Annotated in this window: 15 protein-coding genes; 7 read left to right on the top strand and 8 right to left on the bottom strand. The window is 70.3% G+C overall.

Annotation, left to right across the window (positions count from 1 at the left end; genetic code table 11):
- The first annotated feature begins 37 nt into the window (after positions 1 to 37).
- From DEIMA_RS10195 to DEIMA_RS10210, 4 genes are read left to right on the top strand one after another with little or no spacing between them, the layout of a single operon-like run.
- The gene (locus DEIMA_RS10195; RefSeq protein WP_013557176.1) at positions 38 to 862 is read left to right on the top strand and encodes a PIG-L deacetylase family protein; all 825 of its coding nucleotides are present in this window, start codon (positions 38 to 40) and stop codon (positions 860 to 862) included.
- A gap of 54 nt (positions 863 to 916) precedes the next feature.
- Positions 917 to 1,240, top strand: a complete 324-nt coding sequence (locus DEIMA_RS10200) for a hypothetical protein (RefSeq protein WP_013557177.1) — start codon at positions 917 to 919, stop codon at positions 1,238 to 1,240.
- Entirely contained in the window at positions 1,195 to 2,217 is a 1,023-nt protein-coding gene (locus DEIMA_RS16960) for an adenylyltransferase/cytidyltransferase family protein (RefSeq protein ID WP_083810852.1), read from the top strand. The genes DEIMA_RS10200 and DEIMA_RS16960 overlap by 46 nt, the downstream gene beginning before the upstream one ends.
- Positions 2,218 to 2,264: 47 nt before the next feature.
- Entirely contained in the window at positions 2,265 to 3,116 is an 852-nt protein-coding gene (locus tag DEIMA_RS10210) for an ion transporter (protein ID WP_013557179.1), read from the top strand.
- 9 nt (positions 3,117 to 3,125) lie between these two features.
- Here the strand turns inward: DEIMA_RS10210 and nadE are convergent, their stop codons facing one another.
- Positions 3,126 to 3,953, bottom strand: a complete 828-nt coding sequence (gene nadE, locus DEIMA_RS10215; RefSeq protein ID WP_043816647.1) for an ammonia-dependent NAD(+) synthetase — start codon at positions 3,951 to 3,953, stop codon at positions 3,126 to 3,128.
- Positions 3,954 to 4,012: 59 nt separating this feature from the next.
- On the opposite strand from nadE, the gene DEIMA_RS10220 reads away from it, so the two are divergent.
- Positions 4,013 to 5,497: a nicotinate phosphoribosyltransferase gene (locus DEIMA_RS10220; protein ID WP_013557181.1), complete on the top strand. Its 1,485-nt coding sequence runs from the start codon at positions 4,013 to 4,015 to the stop codon at positions 5,495 to 5,497.
- Positions 5,498 to 5,729: 232 nt separating this feature from the next.
- Here DEIMA_RS10220 and DEIMA_RS10225 read toward each other — a convergent pair whose 3' ends face one another.
- Positions 5,730 to 6,071 (bottom strand): histidine triad nucleotide-binding protein, encoded by a 342-nt coding sequence (locus tag DEIMA_RS10225; RefSeq protein ID WP_013557182.1) that lies wholly within the window; start codon positions 6,069 to 6,071, stop codon positions 5,730 to 5,732.
- 133 nt (positions 6,072 to 6,204) lie between these two features.
- Between DEIMA_RS10225 and DEIMA_RS10230 the strand changes: the two genes are divergently transcribed.
- Positions 6,205 to 7,092, top strand: coding sequence for a ferritin-like domain-containing protein (locus tag DEIMA_RS10230; protein WP_013557183.1), 888 nt, complete (start codon positions 6,205 to 6,207; stop codon positions 7,090 to 7,092).
- 566 nt (positions 7,093 to 7,658) lie between these two features.
- Here the strand turns inward: DEIMA_RS10230 and meaB are convergent.
- The 3 genes from meaB to scpA all read right to left on the bottom strand — a co-directional run bounded on the left by meaB (position 7,659) and on the right by scpA (position 11,286).
- Positions 7,659 to 8,624 carry a methylmalonyl Co-A mutase-associated GTPase MeaB gene (gene meaB / locus DEIMA_RS10240; RefSeq protein WP_013557184.1) on the bottom strand — a complete coding sequence of 322 codons (966 nt, stop codon included), beginning with the start codon at positions 8,622 to 8,624 and terminating at the stop codon, positions 7,659 to 7,661.
- A gap of 40 nt (positions 8,625 to 8,664) precedes the next feature.
- Positions 8,665 to 9,066: a hypothetical protein gene (locus DEIMA_RS10245; protein WP_013557185.1), complete on the bottom strand. Its 402-nt coding sequence runs from the start codon at positions 9,064 to 9,066 to the stop codon at positions 8,665 to 8,667.
- A gap of 63 nt (positions 9,067 to 9,129) precedes the next feature.
- Positions 9,130 to 11,286: a methylmalonyl-CoA mutase gene (gene scpA / locus DEIMA_RS10250; RefSeq protein WP_013557186.1), complete on the bottom strand. Its 2,157-nt coding sequence runs from the start codon at positions 11,284 to 11,286 to the stop codon at positions 9,130 to 9,132.
- Positions 11,287 to 11,379: 93 nt separating this feature from the next.
- Between scpA and DEIMA_RS10255 the strand changes: the two genes are divergently transcribed.
- Entirely contained in the window at positions 11,380 to 13,086 is a 1,707-nt protein-coding gene (locus tag DEIMA_RS10255) for an AMP-binding protein (protein ID WP_013557187.1), read from the top strand.
- Positions 13,087 to 13,134: 48 nt separating this feature from the next.
- Here the strand turns inward: DEIMA_RS10255 and DEIMA_RS10260 are convergent, their stop codons facing one another.
- The 3 genes from DEIMA_RS10260 to DEIMA_RS10270 all read right to left on the bottom strand — a co-directional run bounded on the left by DEIMA_RS10260 (position 13,135) and on the right by DEIMA_RS10270 (position 16,576).
- Positions 13,135 to 14,391, bottom strand: coding sequence for a DUF4139 domain-containing protein (locus DEIMA_RS10260; protein WP_013557188.1), 1,257 nt, complete (start codon positions 14,389 to 14,391; stop codon positions 13,135 to 13,137).
- A 128-nt stretch (positions 14,392 to 14,519) separates the two neighbouring features.
- Positions 14,520 to 15,503 carry an ABC transporter ATP-binding protein gene (locus tag DEIMA_RS10265; protein WP_043817296.1) on the bottom strand — a complete coding sequence of 328 codons (984 nt, stop codon included), beginning with the start codon at positions 15,501 to 15,503 and terminating at the stop codon, positions 14,520 to 14,522.
- Positions 15,504 to 15,538: 35 nt separating this feature from the next.
- On the bottom strand, positions 15,539 to 16,576 hold the full coding sequence (locus DEIMA_RS10270) for an ABC transporter ATP-binding protein (protein WP_013557190.1): 1,038 nt from the start codon (positions 16,574 to 16,576) through the stop codon (positions 15,539 to 15,541).
- Positions 16,577 to 16,638 lie beyond the last annotated feature (62 nt).

Genomic DNA, 16,638 nt, shown 5'->3' on the forward strand with positions numbered 1-16,638 from the left:
TACCGCACCCGCGTGCCGGGCCGGTAGACTGGCGGGCATGACGCAACAGGCGACGATCATGGCGGTATTCGCGCATCCGGACGATGAAGCCTTCAGCGTCGGCGGGACGCTCGCGCACTACGCGAAACGGGGCGTGAAGGTGGTGCTGGTGTGCGCCACGCGCGGCGAGGCAGGCAAGATCACCGACCCGTCCCTCACCATCGAGGACCTCGGCCGGCACCGCGAGGAGGAGCTGCGCCGCGCGTGCGACGCGCTCGGCATCCCCGCGCCGACCTTCCTCGACTACCACGACTCCGGCCGGTACGAACGCACCCGGTACGACGACCCCGTCGCGCTGATGAACGTGAACCCCCTGGACGTGGAAGTGAAGCTGCGGGCGCTGATCGAGCAGCACCGCCCGCAGGTGCTGCTGACGTTCGACCCGCACGGCGGGTACGGACACGTGGATCACCTGCAGATGCACCGCGCGGCCACAGCGGCGTTCTTCAGCACCGGACACCTGAACCCCGGACCGCAGCGCCTGTTCTTCACGGCGCTCACGACGGAAGCCGCCGAGGGGCTATCCCGCATGGGCCAGAACCTCGACCCGCTGGTGTACGGCGTCAGCCACGACACGGTGGCGTGCGTCATGCCGGTCGGCGCGTACCGCGAGCAGAAAATCGCGGCGCTCGCGGCGCACGGCAGCCAGATGGGCCCGAACAGCGTGATGGGCCGCATGAGCGCCGAGGAGCGCGAGGCGATGCAGGCCCGCATGCTGGACCGCGAGGGCTTCAGCCTGGGCGGCACGCGCCTGCCGGTGCAGCAGTACCCGCTGCGTGGCCTGTTCGACGGCATTCCCGGTTTCGAAACGCTCGATGAATGACGCGGTAAGGGCGTTCGCAGCCGCGCGCGCGCGGCATGCGGCAGCATGGCAGGCATGGCCCGCAAGTTGCCCACGTCCTGGCCGCCACCCCCGCGCCCGCCCGAGGTGTGTGGCCTGTGCGGGCGGGCCGTGCCGCACCTCACGGAACATCACCTGGTACCGCGCTCGCAAGGACGGCGGCGCGGCATGAAGGTCGCGGAACTCCCCACCGTGATGCTGTGCGGCGCGTGCCACAAGTTCCTGCACAAGACGTTCACGAACGCGGAACTCGCGAGCGACTACCCGACCGTGGAAGCGCTGCGCGCGCACCCGGACGTGGCGCGTTTTCTGGCGTGGCTGCGCAAGCAGCCCGCCACGCGGAGCGTGCGCGTCCGGTGAGCGGCCCGAAGTTCGGCGCGGCCGTCCTGATCGGGCGGTTCCAGCCGCCGCACGCCGCGCACCTGCGCGTCATGCTGGAGGCGCTGGACCTCGCGGAACACCTCGTGGTCGTGCTGGGCAGCGCCCGCGCGCCGCGTACCCCGAAGAACCCGTTCACGGACGCTGAACGCGCGACGATGCTGCGCGCAGCCCTGCGCAGCGCGGACGTCCCGGACGATATGGTCAGCGTGGTCGGCGTGCGCGACGTGTACTACCACCTGCCCCTATGGGTGCAGGACGTACAGTCGGCGGTGCACAGCGTCGTCGGCGAGGACGCGCACGTCGCCCTGGTGGGCTTCGAGAAGGACGCCAGTAGCTTCTACCTGCGGCTGTTCCCCACGTGGTCGTTCGTGCCGTCCACGCCGCACGGCACGTTGAGCGCCACCGAGGTGCGCGCCGCCCTGATGGCCGGCAAGTGGCGCGCGCTCGCCAAGCGCGTCCCGTACCCGGTCCTCCCGACCATCTGGGCGTTCGCGGCTTCCACCGACGGGCAGACCGTGGAAGCAGACGCGCGGGCCGCCGAGAAGCTCTCGGAGAACGGCGTCCGCCGGACCGCTGCGGCCGTCGTCGTCGCAGGGGACCGGTTGGTGCTGCGCCCCCGTGACGACGCGCCCGGCGCGGGCCACCTCGCCCTGCCTGAACGCATCGGGTGGGACGCGCACGACGCGGCGCGCGCCGCCGCCGAAGCGCTCGGCCTGCCCGCCGCGACCCTGCTCGCCGCTCACCAGGACGCGCGCCTCCTGAACCACCCGGACCGCGTGCCGGGTGCGCGGTGGGTCACGCAGGCGCACCTGTTCCGCCTGGACGCGCCCACCGGGAACCCGGCGGACTGGTGGCCGCTCAGCGCGCTCGACACCGAAAGTGAACGCATCTTCGCGGATCACGCCCGGGGGGCGCAGGCGCTGCTGGAAGGATGGCCCACCCCCGAAGGCGCCTGAAGGGCCGCGGGAGGAGCGGCGCCCCTCCCGCCCCCTACACTGACGGCATGAACAGCCAGTCCACGCGGCGCCCGGACCGGCGCGCACCCTGGCGGGTGAAGCTCGGCAACGTCATTTACAACAACGACACGCCCGCCGGGCGCGCGTTCGACCTGCTCCTGACCGTCCTGATCCTGTCGAGCGTGCTGCTGGTGCTGCTGGAGAGCGTCAGCGGCTTCCGCGCGAAGTACGGCCCCCTGCTGCGCACGCTGGAGGCCACCTTCGCGCTGCTGTTCACGCTGGAGTACCTGCTGCGCATCGTTACGGCGCGGCACGCCTCGCATTACGCCCGCAGCTTCTTCGGCGTGGTGGACCTCCTCTCCATCCTGCCCGGGTACATCGCGCTGCTCGTGCCCGGCGTGCAGGCGTTCCAGGTGGTGCGAGCGCTACGGCTGCTGCGCATCTTCCGCATCCTGAAGCTCGCACGGTACCTGAACGAGGCGAGCGTCATCACGGAGGCGCTGCGCGCAAGCGCCGCGAAAATCACGGTGTTCCTCGCAACAGTGCTGACCCTCGTGCTGATCATCGGCGCGACCATGTACGTCGTCGAAGGTCCGAAGAACGGGTACACCAGCATTCCCACGAGCGTGTACTGGGCGATCGTGACCATCACGACCGTGGGGTACGGCGATATCGCGCCGAAAACCGGGCTGGGCAAACTGATCGCGTCGGCCACCATGATCCTCGGTTACGGGATTCTGGCCGTGCCAACCGGGATCGTGACCGTCGGGCTCACGCAGGCGCACGCGCGGCGCGCAGCGGCGCAGCGCACCTGCCCGAACTGTGGGCAGGTGCAGCGCGACGAGGAGGCCGTGTTCTGCTCGCGTTGCGGCACACCCCTGCCGCCGCCGTCGCCGTGACGCGGAGCTTCAGGCGCGCGGCCACCAGGTGTCCAGCGGCGACACCGGCAGGGCGCGCTTGTGCTGCGTGCCCGCGTACAGGCCTTCCAGGCGGGCGGCCACTTCCGGCGTGACGGGGCGGCCTTCCAGGTAATCATCGATCTGGGTGTACGTGAGGCCGAGCGCCACCTCGTCCGGCAGGCCGGGCCGGTCGTCTTCGAGGTCGGCGGTGGGCGTCTTGCGCCACGTGTGTTCCGGCGCGCCGAGGTGCTGGAGCAGCGCTGCTCCCTGCCGCTTCGTGAGGCCCGTCAGGGGGGTGAGGTCCACGCCGCCGTCCCCGTACTTCGTGAAGAAGCCGGTGATGGCTTCGGCGGCGTGGTCCGTGCCGACCACGAGGGCGCCCAGCTGGCCGGCGAGGGCGTACTGCGCGACCATGCGTTCGCGCGCCTTGATGTTGCCCCGCACGAAGTCCCGCAGGGGCGTCCCGAGGGCGTCCGCGGCGGCCTGCGCGGCCGCGTCTACGGCGCCCCGGATGTTCACGGTGACGGCGCGGTCCGGCCTGATGAAGTTCAGCGCCGCCTGCGCGTCCGCCTCGTCGGCCTGCGTGCCGTACGGAAGGCGCACCGCGACGAACGTGACATCATGCCCGTCCGCGCGGAGCTCCTCGGCGGCCAGCTGGCACAGGCGCCCCGCGAGGGTGCTGTCCTGCCCGCCGCTGATGCCGAGCACGAACCCGCGCGCGGGCGTGCTGCGCAGGTACGCTTTCAGGAAGTCCACGCGGGCGCGCACCTCCGCGGCCGGGTCGATGTCGGGGCGGACGCCGAGCGCCCGCGAGATTTCCGCTTGCCGTTCAGTCATGAGGGTATGCTTGCACACCTCCCATCCTTCCGCGGCGCGCGTGAAGGACACTGCGGGGCATGACCGACCCCGCCCTCACGCTCGACCCACGCTCGGCGCGCGTGCTGCCGCCCGCCCTGTTCACGGACCTGTACCAGCTCACGATGATGCACGGGTACTGGCGCGCGGGCCTGCACGAGCAGACAGCCACGTTCGACCTGTATTACCGCCGCAACCCGTTCCGCGGCGGGTACGGCGTGTGGGCGGGCCTGGGGGACGCCGTCACGTTTCTGGAGCGCGCGCGGTTCACGCCGGCGGACCTCGCGTTCCTGGCAGACACCGGCTTGTTCCCGGACGACTTCCTCGCGGCACTCGCGGACTGGCGGTTCACGGCGCGCGTGGACGCGTTCCCGGAAGGGGCCGTGGTGTTCCCGAACGAGCCGCTGTTGAGCGTCACCGGGCCGCTGTGGGAAGCGCAGCTGGTCGAGACGGCGCTGCTGAACATCCTGAACTTCCAGACGCTCATCGCCACGAAGGCCGCGCGGGTGGTCGGCGCGGCCGCGTCCTCCCCGCACGGCGGGACGGTGCTGGAGTTCGGCGCGCGCCGCGCGCAGGGCCCGGACGGCGCGCTCGGCGCGGCCCGCGCGGCCTTCGTGGGCGGCGTGACGTCCACCAGCAACGTCCTCGCGGGCGCGCGGTACGGCATTCCGCTCGCGGGCACGCACGCCCACGCGTGGGTGGAGAGCTTCCCATCCGAGCTGGACGCGTTCCGGGCGTACGCGGCGCTGTACCCGGACGCCACCACCCTGCTGCTCGACACGTACGACACCCTCGCGAGCGGCCTGCCGAACGCCCTCACGGTCGCGCGGGAACTGCAGGCGCGCGGGCATGCGCTGCGCGGCGTCCGCCTGGATTCCGGCGACCTCGCGTACCTCTCCAGGACGGTGCGCGCGCGACTGGACGAAGCGGGCTTCCCGGACGTGCGGATCGTGGCGAGCAACGATCTGGACGAGTTCGTGATCGAGAGCGTCATCCGCGAGGGTGGGCGTGTGGACATCTACGGCGTCGGCACGCGCCTCGCGACGGGCGGCGGCGAGGGCGGCGGCGCGCTCGGCGGCGTGTACAAGCTCGTCGCCCTGAACGGCGAGGACCGCATGAAACTCACCGGCGATCCCGCCAAGGCGAGCGTGCCCGGTCTGAAACGCGTGTGGCGCGGCGAGGGGGCCGACGGGCGCCTCGTGGGTGACGTCATCACCCGCGACCGGCAGACGCCGCGCGCAGGCGAGGCCGTCTCGGACCCCACCAACCCACTGCGCCGCATCACCCTCCCGGAGGGCGCCTCGTGGCGTGACCCGCGCGTGACCGTTATGGACGGCGGGGAGCGCCGCTGGTCGGAGCCGCTGGAGGCCGCGCGGGAGCGTGCGCGCACGGACCTGCAGCGCACCCCGGAAGGCACGACGCGCCTCCTGAACCCGCACCTGTACCGCGTGAGTCTCGGTGCGGCGCTCGCGGAGGACCGCGCGCGCCTGATGGAGCAGCTCCGCGCGCGCATGGGCGGCACCTGACCCCACTGACCGCGTGGGGTGCCCCCTTCAGGGCTCCAGGGTCGTCGGGCGACCGGAACGGGCTGAGGTGCTCAGTGAGTATTCCGGTCGCCCACCTGAAAATTGTTTGGGGCGGCTTCGTCGTCCCGCCCGTCCAGCAGGCCGGAGGATACAGGCGCCGCGCTGCCCAGCAAGGCAGTTTCTTCCTGCTGGACGGCCCGGTGGTTCCTGTGAGCGGCCTCCTCCAGTTGGCCTACGCGCCGAATCCGACGGGGTGCCCGCCCGTCCAGCCGCCCAGGACGTGCACGTGCGTATGGAACACTTCCTGGCCGCCGCCCGGGCCGACGTTCACGATCAGCCGGTAGTCCTGCAGGTGCGCGCGGGCGACGCGCGTGGCCGTGAGCCACAGCCGACCCATTTCGGCCTCGTCGGCAATCTCGTCGACGCGCGTGCTGAGGCGTTTCGGGATGACGAGCAGATGCACCGGCGCTTTCGGCGCGATGTCCCGGATGGCGATGAACTCGTCGTCCTCGAACACGATGTCGCTGGGGATTTCGCGGTCGATGATGCGTTGGAAGATCGTCTTGTCGGCCATGCCGGTAGTGTACCGGCCCGGTCCGGCAGGGCGGCACATCCAAATGCGAAGCCGCTGCGTACAACTGGTCAGCGCAACCTCAGAAGCGGGCCCGCTTCCATTCACCTCAATTCACCTGCAAGGAGTAACGAACATGAGCGACCAGAACCCCATGAACCGCCGCGCCGCCCTCAGCACCCTCGGGAAGGTCGGCCTCGGCGCCGCTGCCGCCAGCGTCCTGCAAGGGGGCGCGCTCGCTGCGCCCGCGAAGAACATCGACGTGGACGTCCTGAATTTCGCCCTGAACCTCGAGTACCTGGAAGCGGCGTTCTACGCGGCGGCGGTCGGCCGCCTGAGTGAGCTGCGCGCCATTGGCGGCGGCGCGCCCATCAAACTGCCCGCCGGGCTGGACCTGACGCGCGGCATGCAGTGGAAGGACGGGAACGTCGAGGCGTACATCCGCGACATCGCCGAGGATGAGATCAGCCACGTGAAGTTCCTGCATAAGGCGCTCGGGAAAGCGGCCGCGCCGCGTCCGGCGCTGGACCTCGCGACGGCGTTCGACGCGGCCGGTCAGGCGGCGAGCGGCGGGAAGATCAAGGGCTTCAACCCGTACGCGAATGACCTGTTCTTCCTGCACGGCGCGTTCATCTTCGAGGACGTCGGCGTCACGGCGTACAACGGTGCGGCGACGCTGATCACGAACCCGGCGTACCTGCAGGCAGCGGCGGGCATCCTGGCGTCCGAGGCGTATCACGCGGGCGCGATCCGGACGCTGCTGTACGCGCACGCTCAGGAAGCGGCAGCGGCGGGCCTCGTGGTCGGTCAGGTCGTCGCGGCGATCAGCGGCCTGCGCGGCAAGGTCGGCGGCGGCAAGGACGCGGCGCTGAGTGACCGCATGGGCGCCGTGATCGCGCCGACGGACATGAACGGCGTGGTGTACGCCCGCAACACGCGTGAAGTGCTGAACATCGTGTACCTCGCGCCGAACGCGAGCCGTGGCGGGTTCTACCCGAACGGCCTGAACGGCAGCATCAAGTAACCTTCACCCCCGGACTGGGCGGCGCTCGCATGCGGGCGCCGCTCGTGCCTGCTGTGTCAGGCTGGGCGGATGCTCATGGGTGTGAACGGGGCGCACGTGCCGAGGCGTGGCGCGCCGATGCTGCTGCATGGCGGTTCGGGTCTGCCGGATGACCTAGGACGGGGGCGTCATGCTCGACGCCCCCGTTCGACATGCCGACGCTGCTGGGGACCTGAAGGGCCTGCGGGTGCTGTTGGGGTTTGGGGTGACGGGGCACTCGTGGGGCGCGGACCTCGCGCCCGCGTGCGCGCTGATGCACCCGGAGCGCCCACGGACGCTGGTGCACCTCAGTGGGACGGGCATTCAGAACGACCGGGACTGGAAGGCGGCGTGCAGGGGTTGCTGGACGGCCGGGAGGTGCACGTGGCCGTGCCGGTGCGCGAGGACGTGAAGCGGCCGCTGCTGGCTTCGTGGCGGGCGCTCCTCAGGGCGCCGGACCGGCTGCGGCGTCTGGCAGGCCGTTCGTGCGCGTTGAGGGCGCGGCGTACCTTCCGTGGGCGACGCACGCGGCGCAGGTGCAGGCGGCGTTACGCGCGTTCCTGGCGGGCGGGCGGGAGGAGCGCGCGGACGCCCTGCACGGGGGTGAGCTCGCCGGTTTCGACCTGCGCGCGCACGTGCCGCAGTGCCGCGTGGTCCGCTCCGCGCTCGAACGCGTGCCATACGGCTTCCCGCAGCAGGGCCTCGAACCACGCCACGGTCTGCGTGCGGCGCCGCGCGGGGATGTCCACGGCGTCCGCGTGCGCCTGCAGGGCCGCCCAGACTTCCGGCACGCCCGCGCCGGTCAGGGCGCTCACCTGCAGGACGGGCGGCGTCCACGGCGCTCCGTGGGGCGTGAGGAGGCGCACGGCGTTGCGGAGGTCGGTGCTGGCGCGGTTCGCGGCGTTCGGGTCCGCGTCGGCTTTGTTCACGACGAGCACGTCTGCGAGTTCCATGATGCCGCGCTTGATGCCCTGCAGTTCATCCCCGGCGTTCGGGAGGGTGAGGAGCACGAACGCGTCCGTCATGCCGGCCACGTGCACTTCGGACTGCCCGACACCGACGGTTTCCACGAGGATCACGTCGAACCCGGCGGCTTCGCAGGCGATCATCGCTTCGCGGGTGCGGCGCGCGACGCCGCCGAGCGTGCCGCGGCTGGGGCTGGGGCGCACGAAGGCGTTCGGATGCACGCTCAGGCGGGCCATGCGGGTTTTGTCGCCCATGATGCTGCCGCCGGTGCGTTCGCTGCTGGGGTCCACGGCGAGCACGGCCACGCGCTTTCCCGCGTCCGCGAGGGCGGTGCCGAGCGCCTCGATGAACGTGCTCTTCCCCACTCCGGGCACGCCGGTGAGGCCTACGCGGACACTGCGGCCCGCGCGTGGCAGGAGGGCCGCCAGGAGCGCCTGCGCGCGGACCTCGTGGTCGGCGCGGGTGGATTCGAGCAGGGTGATGGCCTTGGCGAGCGTGCGGCGGTCCCCGTCCAGCACGCCCGGGAGGAGGGGGTCGGCGGGCGTCATGCGCGCCAGCGTATCACCCGCGCACCCCGGGCCGGGCCACTCAGGGGCAGCGGCCGGCGCGGACGGCGCGCGGGTCGACCATCAGGGTGCGGATGTTCGCCTGTTCGCCTTTCGCGCGGTAGCCGCGTTCGCTGACGACGCGGCCGCGGCTGTCGAACTGCACGGTCAGGTCGTAGCGGAGGCCCGCGAAGCCGCTCGCGCTGGCCTGCACGGTCGTGAGGCGCCCGCGTGCGTCGTACCGCTGCGTCAGGCGCGAGGTGTTGTCGGGGACCATGCGGACGCGTTCGAGCAGGCGCGTCGCGCCGGTCTTGTCGGCGTACACGACGTACCCGGCGCGTTTGCACGCGCTGAACAGGATCACCTCGCGCAGCCCGGCGGGCGCCGTGGGCGCGGCCGTGGTGGGGGCGGCGAGGGCCAGGGTGGTCAGCAGGGAAATCAACATGACTCCCTGCATATCACCGAATTCTGAAAAGTTCCCCAGGTGACGAACCTGGGGAAGCGGGGTTCAGGAGGGTTGGCGTTCGTTCAGGAGGCGCAGCACCTCGCGGGCACTCACGGGGATGGGCGTGCCCGGCCCGAAGATGGCGGAGACGCCGTGCTCCCGCAGGTACGCGTAGTCCTGCTGCGGGATGACGCCGCCCGCGATGACGAGGACGTCGTCGGCGCCCTGGTCGCGTAGCGCCTGAATGAGGGCGGGCATGAGGGTCTTGTGCCCGGCGGCCTGGCTGCTCACGCCGATGACGTGCACGTCGTTCTCGACGGCCTGACGGGCGGCCTCCTCGGGCGTCTGGAACAGCGGGCCGACGTCCACGTCGAACCCGAGGTCCGCGAAGCCGGTCGCGATGACCTTCGCGCCGCGGTCGTGGCCGTCCTGGCCCATCTTCACGACGAGCATGCGTGGGCGGCGGCCCTCGCGCTCCGCGAAGGCTTCAACGTCAGCCTGGAGGGCCTGGAATCCCTCGTCGCCGCCGAAGCCCTGCGCGTATACGCCGCTGAGCGTGCGGACCTCCGCGACGTGGCGGCCCCAGGCGCGTTCGAGCGCGTCGCTGACCTCGCCGACGGTCGCGCGGGCGCGCATGGCCTCCACGGCGAGCGCGAGGAGGTTCCCTTCGCCGCTGCGGGCGGCGTCCTCCAGCGCGGCGAGGGTGGCCTGCACGGCCTGTGGGTCGCGTTCGGCGCGGAGGCGGTTGAGGCGCGCGATCTGTGCTTCCCGCACGCGGGTGTTGTCGATGTCGAGCACGTCCACGGGCGTCTCGGTGTTCGGGCGGTACTTGTTCACGCCGACGATGACGTCCTCGCCCCGGTCGATGCGCGCCTGCTTGCGCGCGGCGCTCTCCTCGATGCGGAGTTTCGGCAGGCCCGTTTCGATGGCTTTCGCCATGCCGCCCATGTCCTCCACTTCGCGGATCAGCTTGCGGGCTTCCTCGGCGAGGTCGTGCGTGAGGCGCTCCATCAGGTAGCTGCCGCCCCACGGGTCGATGACGTTGGGAATCCCTGTCTCTTCCTGCAGGATCAGCTGGGTGTTGCGGGCGATGCGGGCGCTGAAGTCGGTGGGCAGGCCGATGGCCTCGTCGAAGCTGTTGGTGTGGAGGCTCTGCGTGCCGCCCATCACGGCGGCCATCGCCTCGACGGCGGTGCGGATGATGTTGTTGTACGGGTCCTGCTCGGTGAGGCTCCAGCCGCTCGTCTGGCAGTGCGTGCGCAGCGCGCGGCTCATGGGGTTTTTCGGAGCGAACTGGTCCATCAGTTCGCTCCACAGCAGGCGCGCGGCGCGGAGCTTGGCGACCTCCATGTAGAAGTTCATGCCGATGGCAAAGAAGAACGACAGCCGCGGCGCGAATTCGTCCACGTGCAGGCCCTGCGCGCTGGCGGCGCGCACGTACTCCAGGCCGTCCGCGAGGGTGTACGCGAGTTCCAGGGCGGCGTTCGCGCCGGCTTCCTGCAGGTGGTAGCCGCTGATGCTGATGCTGTTGAAGCGCGGCATCTCCCGCGCGGTGTACGCGATGATGTCCGCGACGACCCGCATGCTGGGCGCCGGCGGGTAGATGTAGGTGTTGCGGACCATGAACTCCTTGAGGATGTCGTTCTGGATGGTGCCGCTGAGCTGCGCGCGCGGGACGCCCTGCTCCTCGCCCGCGACGATGAACGCCGCGAGGACCGGGAGGACGGCGCCGTTCATGGTCATGCTGACGGACATTTCCGCGAGGGGGATGCCGTCGAAGAGGATTTTCATGTCCTCGACGCTGTCCACGGCGACGCCCGCCTTGCCGACGTCGCCGACGACGCGGGGGTGGTCGCTGTCGTACCCGCGGTGCGTGGCGAGGTCGAATGCGACCGACAGACCTTTCTGGCCGGCGGCGAGGTTGCGTCGGTAGAAGGCGTTCGATTCCTCGGCGGTGCTGAAGCCCGCGTACTGGCGGATCGTCCAGGGCCGCTGCGCGTACATGGTGGCGCGCGGGCCGCGCACGAACGGCGGCAGGCCCGGCAGCGTGTCGGCGGTGGGGACGTCGTCAAGGTCCGCGCGGGTGTACAGGGCCTTGAGGGTGAGGCCTTCGGGCGTGAGGGTGTTCAGGGTGGCCGGGTCCGCGCCGCGCAGGTCCTTCTGCGCGAGGGCCTTCCAGGCGTTGAGGTCCGCGTGGGCGGGCTTGTCGGTGGGCGTCATGGGTCCTCCTGTGCAGACGCATGATAAGCCAAACGGTCGTTCGGTTCGCGCGGCGCGGCGTATGATGCGCGCAAGCACAACTGGAGGAGAAACATGACCGGACAAGTCATCCCTGTTCACGGTGAGGGCAGCGCAGGCGCCCGGATGTTCCAGGCGGCGCGCGCGGTGCTGCTGGCGCACGCCCACGACCCGGTCGCGGCGCACGCCGCGTTCCGCTGGCCGCAACTGGACACGTTCAACTGGGCGCTGGACGTGTTCGCGCCCCTGGCTGCGCGGCTGGGGGACGCGCCCGCGCTGTTCTGGGAGGGCGGGGCGTGGTCGTACGCGGCGCTGGACGCCCGCGCGAATCAGGTGGCGAACTTCCTGGCGAGCCTGGGCGTGCGGCGCGGGGACCGCGTGCTGGTGATGCTGGGCAACACGCCGGAGCTGTGGGCGGTGCTGATCGCGTGCATGAAGCTGGGCGCGCCGATCCTGCCGGCGGCGACGCTGCTCACGCCGGAGGACCTGCGGGACCGCGTGGAGCGCGGGGGCGTCACGACGGTCGTCACGGATGCGGGCGGCGCGGACAGGTTCGCGGGCCTGCCGGGGGCGCTGCGGCGCGTGAGCGTTGGTGACGTCCCGGGCTGGCAAGCGCTGAGCGGCGCGGACGCGCAGGCGAGCACCTTCATGCCGGACGGGGCCACGCGCGCCACGGACCCGCTGCTGCTGTACTTCACGTCCGGCACGACCAGCCGGCCGAAACTGGTGGTGCACTCGCACGCGTCGTACCCGGTCGGGCACCTCAGCACCGCCTTCTACATCGGGCTGCGCGAAGGGGACCGTCACTGGAACATCAGTTCGCCCGGGTGGGCGAAGCACGCGTGGAGCAGCTTCTTCGTGCCGCTCACGACCGGCGCGGGCATCTACCTGGATGACGCGCGCTTCGACGCGCGCGCGACGCTGGAAAAACTGGTGCGGCACGGCATCACGACCATGTGCGCGCCGCCCACCGTGTGGCGCATGCTGATCCAGCAGGACCTCGCGGCGTACCCCGTGGCGCTGCGCGAGGCGGTGGGCGCGGGCGAGCCGCTCAACCCGGAGGTGATTGAGCGCGTGCAGGCGGCGTGGGGCGTCACGATCCGCGATGGCTACGGTCAGACGGAGACGACGGCGCAGGTCGGCAACCCGCCGGGCGCGCCCGTGAAGGCCGGCAGCATGGGCCGTCCACTCCCCGGGTACGACGTGGTGCTGCTGGACGCCGCCGGGCAGGAAGCGGACGAGGGCGAACTCAACCTGCGCCTGGGCGCGCAGCGTCCGCTCGGGCTGATGGTCGGGTACGACGGCGACCCGGAGCGCACGCGGGAAGTGCTGGGGGGCGTGGCGTACCCCACGGGCGACGTCGCCCGCCGGGACGAGGACGGCTACCTGTTCTACGTGGGCCGCGCGGACGACGTGTTCAAGAGCAGCGATTACCGCCTCTCCCCGTTCGAGCTGGAGTCGTTCCTGGTGACGCATGCGTACGTGGCGGAAGCGGCGGTCGTGCCGAGCCCGCACGCGGAGCGCCTGAGCGTCCCGAAGGCGTACGTGGTGCTCGCGGCGGGCGTGGAGCCGTGCGCGGACGTTGCGCGCGAGCTGCTGGCGTACGCCCGCGAGGGCCTCGCGCCGTACAAGCGGGTGCGCCGCCTCGAGTTCATGGAACTGCCGAAAACCATCAGTGGGAAGATCCGCCGGGTGGAGTTGCGGGCGCACGCGGCGCGGAGCGTGGAGGGTGGCGCGCGCGGGGCCCTGGAATTCTGGGAGGAGGATTTCCCGGTGGCGTAAGGCGAGGGGGCACGGTACTTCACCGTGCCCCCTCGCTGGTGGTTCAGGTCAGCTGTTCTTGATGGTCACGGTGAAGGTCTTGCTGACCTGCCCGTTCGCGGGCACGTCCGCCTTCAGGACGAGGCGGCCGTCGTTGCTGCGTTCCGCGCCGTCCACGGTGACGTTGCCAGGCAGGTTCTCCCGCACTTCCGCGCGCACGGAACGGTCCGTTTTGGCGTTTTTGAAGGTGTACGTGACGCGGTACACACTGCCGTCCTTGTCCTGCCGGGTGGTCTGCACGGCGCGGGTGTACGTCATGTCGGGGTCCGCGCCGAGCGTGAAGTCGACGTTCTCGCCTTTGGGCGTCTCGTTGATGTTCGTCTGGCCGACGATGCGGCCGTCCTCGCGGACGGTGAGCGGCCCGCCGGGCAGCTGCGTGTCGGCCTTCACGCGGTAGAAGCGGCTGAGCGTGCCCGTGCGCGCTTCAGTGCCGAAGTACGTGTTCAGGCCGGCGTAGCGCTCGAAGGTCACCTTGGGCTGCAGGAACGCGAGGCTGACGGTGCTGCTGGCCGGCAGCGTGAACCCGGCACTGAGGCCGTAGCGGTACAGGCCGCGCAGCTCGCCGAGGCTGGAGATCTTGGTGGCGTCCTCCACGTCGGCGGCGGCGAGGGCGACGTTGCCGCGCGCCATGTACGGCGCGGGCACCGGGCCGCCGCCCTGCACGTCCACGTCCCCGGCGAACAGTTCAGTGTTCTGCACGGTATAGGGCGTGTCGGTGTTGTTGCGGATGTCCGCCATGGCACTCAGGGCGGCGGCACTGCCGTTGATCTTGAGGGTGTAGCGGGGCGTCCAGGTGATGGCGCGCGTCAGGTACGACAGGGTGCCGTTCCCGGGCGCGGCGACGCGCAGGGCCACCTGCTGCTGCGGCTGCTGGGGGTTCTCGGGCGGCAGCGCGTCGAAGGCGAGTTGCGTGTACTGCACGTTGCGGTACCGGCCCTGCGCGTCGCGGATCAGCAGGTCGCTGGCGCGCACGAGCGTGACGCGCTGCTCCTGGCCGTCCTCGCGGAGCGTGACTTCCTTGCCTTCCTGGCTTTTGAGCCAGGTGGCCTGCGGCGTCAGCACGGCCTGCAGGACGTTCAGGCCGTCCACGTCGAGCGTGCCAGGAATGATGCTGCCGTACGTGTTGGCGGGCAGGGTGAGGGTCAGGTCCGGGGTGGCCGCGCGGACACTTTCGCGCACTTCCGTGAACGAGGGGTAGATGCGCAGGTCGGTGGCACTCGCGGCGCTCACGGTGAGCAGGGCGGCGGTCAGGAGGTGCTTGAGCATGCCGTCAGTGTGCGCTGCCGCACCTGACGGCCCGTGAGAAGCGCCTGACGCGCACTCAGCACCTGAGGAAACAATGCGAGGAGGAGGCGCCGAGCAGCAGTGCTCGGCGCCTCCTCCCTGAGCGCGACTTACAGGACGTCGTCGCGGATGCAGGCCTTGAAGTGGCCGGGGCTGACTTCACGCAGTTCCGGTACGATGTTCGCGCAGTCCGGGATGGCGTAGCGGCAGCGCGTGCGGAACACGCACCCGCTCGGCGGGTTGATGGGGCTCGGGATGTCCCCTTCGAGGATGATGCGTTTGCGCTTGATGGCCGGGTCCGGGATGGGCGCGGCCGACAGGAGCGCTTCGGTGTACGGGTGCTTGGGGTTGGTGTAGAGCTCGCGGCTGGTGGCGATCTCCATCACGCGGCCCAGGTACATCACGATGACGCGGTCGCAGATGTACTCGACAACAGCGAGGTCGTGCGCGATGAACAGCATCGTGAGGCCCAGTTCCTCCTGGAGGTCCTGGATGAGGTTCACGACCTGCGCCTGGATGGACACGTCAAGCGCGGACACCGGCTCGTCGGCGACGACGAAGCTCGGGTCGACCGCGAGGGCGCGCGCGATGCCGATGCGCTGACGCTGACCGCCGGAGAACTCGTGCGGGTAGCGGCGCATGTGCTCGGGCCGCAGGCCCACGCGTTCGAGCAGCTGCGAGATGCGGTCCACACGGTCCTTGCCGGGATAGAGGTTGTGGATCTGCAGGGCCTCGCCGATGATGTCGGCGACGGTCATGCGCGGGTTCAGGCTCGCGAACGGATCCTGGAAGATGATCTGCATCTCCCGGCGGTAGTCGCGCATCTGGCTCTTGCCGAGCTTGGTGATGTCGGTGCCGTTGAAGAGCACCTGACCGCCGCTCGGTTCGATGAGGCGCAGGATGCTGCGGCCCGCGGTGGTCTTGCCGGAGCCGGACTCGCCGACCAGGCCAACCACTTCGCCGCGGCCGACCTTGAAGCTCACGTCGTTCACGGCCTTCACGTTCGCGACGACGCGGCTCAGCAGGCCCCCGCGAATGGGGAAGTACTTCTGCAGGTTGTTGACCTCAAGCAGCGTTTCGCCCGTAGCGGGCATGGCGCGGTTGCCGGTCTTGTTGTGGGGGGCAGTGGTCACGCTTGGCCTCCGAATTCACGCCAGCGGATGCAGCGGCTGGTGTGGCCGCCACCGGTGTCCTCGAGGGGCGGCACGGCTTCGCTGCACTGCGCGATGGCGAACTTGCAGCGCGGCTCGAACGAGCAGCCCTTGGGGAGGTTGAGGGGGTTGGGGACGTTGCCGGGGATGGCTTCGAGGCGTTCTTTCTTCGCGCCGTGCCCTTCGTACGCCTTGGCGTGGTCGACGCGGGGGATGCTGTTCAGCAGGCCCATGGTGTAGGGGGGCTTGGGCGCCTTGAAGATCTCCATGACGTCGCCTTCCTCGACGACGCGGCCGCCGTACATGACGACGACGCGGTCAGCCATTTCCGCCACCACGCCCAGGTTGTGCGTGATGAACAGGATGCTCATGCCGATCTCCGTCTGGAGTTTGCGCATCAGGTCGAGGATCTGCGCCTGGATGGTCACGTCGAGCGCGGTGGTGGGCTCGTCGGCGATCAGCAGGGCCGGGTTGCAGCTCAGCGCCATGGCGATCATGATGCGCTGGCGCATCCCGCCGGACATCTGGTGCGGGTACTCGTTGACGCGCTTGTTCGGCGCGGGAATGCCGACGAGTTCCAGCATGTTGACGGCCATCTGCATGGCGTCTTTCTTGTTCTTGCCCTGGTGCAGCATGATCGCTTCAGCGATCTGATCCCCGACGGTGTACACCGGGTTCAGGCTGGTCATGGGCTCCTGGAAGATCATGCTGATGTCGTTGCCGCGAATCTTGCGCATTTCGGCTTCGCTGACCTTCACGAGGTCTTTTTGCTGGCCGTCCTTGCCGCGGAACAGGATTTCGCCTTCGACGATCTTGCCGGGGGGGCTGGCGATCAGGCGCATGATCGAGAGGCTGGTGACGCTCTTGCCACTGCCGGACTCGCCGACCACCGCGAGCGTCTCGCCGCGGTCGATGTGGAAGGTCACGCCGTCGACGCTTTTGACCACGCCGTCATCCGTGTAGAAATAGGTCTTGAGGCCGTTCACGGCCAGCAAGACGTCCGTGCTGTGCGTCATTGATCCTCCATGGAAACTGCGCGCATCATAGCAAACGTTAAGGAAAAGTGGACGTGAGCGCG

The sequence above is a fragment of the Deinococcus maricopensis DSM 21211 genome (assembly GCF_000186385.1).
In the GTDB taxonomy this organism is placed as follows: Bacteria; Deinococcota; Deinococci; order Deinococcales; family Deinococcaceae; genus Deinococcus_B; species Deinococcus_B maricopensis.

What these genes read in the sequence shown, in the direction of transcription:
- DEIMA_RS10195 (WP_013557176.1), top strand. Translation starts at nt 38, where the DNA reads ATGACGCAACAGGCGACGATCATGGCGGTATTCGCGCATCCGGACGAT.
- DEIMA_RS10200 (WP_013557177.1), top strand. Translation starts at nt 917, where the DNA reads ATGGCCCGCAAGTTGCCCACGTCCTGGCCGCCACCCCCGCGCCCGCCC.
- DEIMA_RS10210 (WP_013557179.1), top strand. Translation starts at nt 2,265, where the DNA reads ATGAACAGCCAGTCCACGCGGCGCCCGGACCGGCGCGCACCCTGGCGG.
- nadE (WP_043816647.1), bottom strand. Translation starts at nt 3,953, where the DNA reads ATGACTGAACGGCAAGCGGAAATCTCGCGGGCGCTCGGCGTCCGCCCC.
- DEIMA_RS10220 (WP_013557181.1), top strand. Translation starts at nt 4,013, where the DNA reads ATGACCGACCCCGCCCTCACGCTCGACCCACGCTCGGCGCGCGTGCTG.
- DEIMA_RS10225 (WP_013557182.1), bottom strand. Translation starts at nt 6,071, where the DNA reads ATGGCCGACAAGACGATCTTCCAACGCATCATCGACCGCGAAATCCCC.
- DEIMA_RS10230 (WP_013557183.1), top strand. Translation starts at nt 6,205, where the DNA reads ATGAGCGACCAGAACCCCATGAACCGCCGCGCCGCCCTCAGCACCCTC.
- meaB (WP_013557184.1), bottom strand. Translation starts at nt 8,624, where the DNA reads ATGACGCCCGCCGACCCCCTCCTCCCGGGCGTGCTGGACGGGGACCGC.
- DEIMA_RS10245 (WP_013557185.1), bottom strand. Translation starts at nt 9,066, where the DNA reads ATGTTGATTTCCCTGCTGACCACCCTGGCCCTCGCCGCCCCCACCACG.
- scpA (WP_013557186.1), bottom strand. Translation starts at nt 11,286, where the DNA reads ATGACGCCCACCGACAAGCCCGCCCACGCGGACCTCAACGCCTGGAAG.
- DEIMA_RS10255 (WP_013557187.1), top strand. Translation starts at nt 11,380, where the DNA reads ATGACCGGACAAGTCATCCCTGTTCACGGTGAGGGCAGCGCAGGCGCC.
- DEIMA_RS10260 (WP_013557188.1), bottom strand. Translation starts at nt 14,391, where the DNA reads ATGCTCAAGCACCTCCTGACCGCCGCCCTGCTCACCGTGAGCGCCGCG.
- DEIMA_RS10265 (WP_043817296.1), bottom strand. Translation starts at nt 15,503, where the DNA reads ATGCCCGCTACGGGCGAAACGCTGCTTGAGGTCAACAACCTGCAGAAG.
- DEIMA_RS10270 (WP_013557190.1), bottom strand. Translation starts at nt 16,576, where the DNA reads ATGACGCACAGCACGGACGTCTTGCTGGCCGTGAACGGCCTCAAGACC.